General features: G+C 74.2%; 3 protein-coding genes. All 3 read left to right on the top strand.

Annotated elements, in window-relative coordinates; genetic code table 11:
- Positions 1–287: 287 nt before the first annotated feature.
- Positions 288–836, top strand: coding sequence for a 2Fe-2S iron-sulfur cluster-binding protein (locus tag H5J30_RS24470; RefSeq protein ID WP_181789525.1), 549 nt, complete (start codon positions 288–290; stop codon positions 834–836).
- Positions 833–1,831 (top strand): FAD binding domain-containing protein, encoded by a 999-nt coding sequence (locus H5J30_RS24465; RefSeq protein ID WP_181789524.1) that lies wholly within the window; start codon positions 833–835, stop codon positions 1,829–1,831. Before H5J30_RS24470 ends, H5J30_RS24465 begins: the two co-directional genes overlap by 4 nt.
- Positions 1,828–3,035: xanthine dehydrogenase family protein molybdopterin-binding subunit (locus H5J30_RS24460; RefSeq protein WP_181789523.1), on the top strand; the 1,208-nt coding region annotated here is incomplete at its 3' end. The genes H5J30_RS24465 and H5J30_RS24460, both read left to right, overlap by 4 nt.

Raw genomic sequence — 3,035 nt, 5'->3', positions numbered from 1 at the left:
TACGGCGTACCGATGCCTGAAGTCCCCGCGTCTTGCGCGGATCACACCCTGATCCCGGGCAACCGCCTCGGCGGGCAGCCGCACTGATCCGCGGGGGCCCGGCGCCCGAGCCGACGGCGCGCGGCGACACGCGCCCCGGGTTCCATAGGCGCCGGATCCGGGCTTTTTATCGGTAATGTCCGGTTGTAAGCGTCGGTGTGCGCATGGCGCGGTCACCGGGTTGCCGCCCCGCGCAGCGTGGTGCCCCCGCGCCGGGACCGACACCGGAGCGCCCCGGGAGGCGGCATATGGAACACCGGATCACTCTGCGGGTGGACGGCACCGAGAGGTCCGTGGTCGTCGACGCGCGCACCACGCTGCTCGACGCGCTGCGTGAGCGCCTGGGGGTGACGTCCCCGAAGAAGGGCTGCGACCACGGCCAGTGCGGCGCCTGCACGGTGCTGCTGGAGGGCCGCAGACAGCTCAGCTGCCTGGCCCTCGCCGTCGCGCACGACGGCGACCGGGTGGTCACCGCCGAAGGGCTCGGCGAGGTACGTGGCGACGGTGGACTGCACCCGGTGCAGCGGGCGTTCATCGAGCAGGACGGCTTCCAGTGCGGCTACTGCACACCCGGCCAGGTCTGCTCCGCCGTCGGCATGCTCGACGAGGCGGAGGCCGGCCACCCCAGCCACGTCACCCGGGACCTGGCGCCGACCGGTGCGCCGGACTCGCCCGTGCCGCTCGACGACGAGGAGATCCGCGAGCGGATGAGCGGCAATCTGTGCCGGTGCGGGGCGTACGTGAACATCGTCGCCGCGCTGGGCGAGACCGCGACGGCATCGCGGGAGGCGTCGTGATCCCCTTCGAGTACCGCCGGGCCGCCGACGCCGAGGAGGCGGTGGCCACCGTCGCCGTCCGTCCGGACGCCGTGTTCCTCGGCGGCGGCACCAACCTGGTCGACCACATGAAGCTGGGCGTCGCCGCGCCGCACATGCTCGTCGACGTGTCGCGGCTGCCGCTCACGGAGGTGGAGGAGACCCCCGGCGGCGGGCTGCGCGTCGGCGCGGCGGTGCGCAACAGCGACCTGGCCGCCCACCCCCTCGTACGGCAGCGGTTCCCGGCGCTGGCCAGGGCGCTGCTCTCCGGCGCCTCCGGGCAGCTGCGCAACGCCGCCACCACCGGCGGGAACCTGCTGCAGCGCACCCGCTGCCGCTACTTCCAGGACGTCACCACACCGTGCAACAAGCGCGAGCCCGGCTCCGGCTGCGCCGCGATCGGCGGCTGGGACCGTCACCACGCGGTGCTCGGGGCCTCCGAGCACTGCATCGCCGTGCACCCCTCCGACATGGCGGTGGGCCTCCTCGCCCTGGACGCGACGGTGCATGTGCTCGGCGCGGACGGCGCCCGTACGCTGCCGCTCGCCGATCTGCACCGGCTGCCGGGGGACGCCCCGGAGCGGGACACGGTGCTGGCACACGGCGAGCTGATCACCGCCGTCGAGCTGCCGCCGGCGAGCGGCATGACGCGGCGGTCGACGTACCGCAAGGTCAGGGAGCGCGCCAGCTACGCGTTCGCGCTGGTGTCGGTCGCCGCCGCGCTGGACATGGACGACGACCGCGGTGTCGTACGGGACGCGCGGATCGCGCTCGGCGGCGTCGCCCACAAGCCGTGGCGCGCCGAGCGGGCGGAGGACGTGCTGCGCGGCGCGCCCGCGACGGAAGAGTCGTTCCGCCTGGCCGCCGGCGCCGAGCTGGCCGCGGCCGAGGTACGGGACGGCAACGCGTACAAGGTGCCGCTGGCCCGCAACACCATGGTCGCGGTCCTGCGCGACCTCACGGAGGCAAGGCGATGACCACACTCCGCCCCCGCGCCGTCGGCACTCCGCTGGCGCGTCTGGACGGCCCGGCCAAGGTGACCGGGACCGCCCGCTACGCGTTCGAGCACCCCGTCGAGCAGCCGCTCTACGTCCACCCACTGCAGGCCACGGTGGCCCGCGGCCGGATCACCGGCGTGGACACCGAGGCGGCCGCGGCCTGTCCCGGCGTCGCGGCCGTGCTCACCCACCGCGACGCACTCCGGCTGGAGGAGACCGGCGACGAGGAGCTGGCGGTGCTGCAGTCCGACCGGATCGCCTTCCGCGGCCAGCTCGTGGGGGCGGTGGTCGCCGAGGATGTGGAGACCGCCCGGCACGCGGCCTCCCTGGTGCGGATCGCGTACGAGGACGAGCGGCCCGACGTCGAGCTGCGTGCCGACCGCGACGACCTGTACGCCCCGGAGACCGTCAACCCCGCCTTCGCCACCGACACCGAAGCAGGCGACGTCGACGCGGCGATGGACCGGGCCCCGGTCACCGTCGACGCCACGTACACGACGCCGATGGAGCACAACAACCCGATGGAGCCGCACACCGCGGTCGCCGTCTGGCAGCCGGACTCCGCGGTGCGGCTGCTGCTCTACGCCTCCACGCAGGGCGTGCACACCGTACGCACCGCCCTCGCCCCGCTGTTCGGGCTGGAGGCCGATCAGGTGCGGGTGATCTCTCCGCACGTCGGCGGCGGGTTCGGCTCGAAGGGCATGCCGCACGCGCACGACGTGCTGGCCGCGCTGTGCGCCCGGGCGGTGCCGGGACGGCCGGTGAAGCTGGCGCTGACCCGCCAGCAGATGTTCACCCTCGCCGGGCACCGCACCCCCACGATCCAGCACCTGCGGCTGGGCTGCGAAACGGACGGCCGGATCACCGCGATCGGCCACGACGTGGTCGAACACACCGCCCGTATCAAGGAGTTCGCCGAGCAGACGGCCACCGCCACCCGGATGATGTACTCCGCGGCGAACCGCCGCACGTCGCACCGGCTGGCGGCGCTGGACGTGCCCGTGCCCTCCTGGATGCGGGCACCCGGCGAGTGCCCGGGCCTCTTCGCGCTGGAGTGCGCGATGGACGAACTGGCCACCGCCTGCGGCCTGGACCCGATCGAGCTGCGGGTGCGCAACGACCCGCCGGAGGACCCGGAGACCGGACGTCCCTGGTCCGGGCGGAAGCTGGTGCAGTGCCTGCG

It is taken from the genome of Streptomyces phytophilus (genome assembly GCF_013870535.1).
In the GTDB taxonomy this organism is placed as follows: Bacteria; Actinomycetota; Actinomycetes; order Streptomycetales; family Streptomycetaceae; genus Streptomyces; species Streptomyces phytophilus.
Note: the sequence above shows the minus strand (reverse complement) of the source record. Positions and strands in the feature narration are given on the sequence as shown.

Coding starts and splice junctions, on each gene's coding strand:
- H5J30_RS24470 (WP_181789525.1), top strand. CDS start 288: ATGGAACACCGGATCACTCTGCGGGTGGACGGCACCGAGAGGTCCGTG.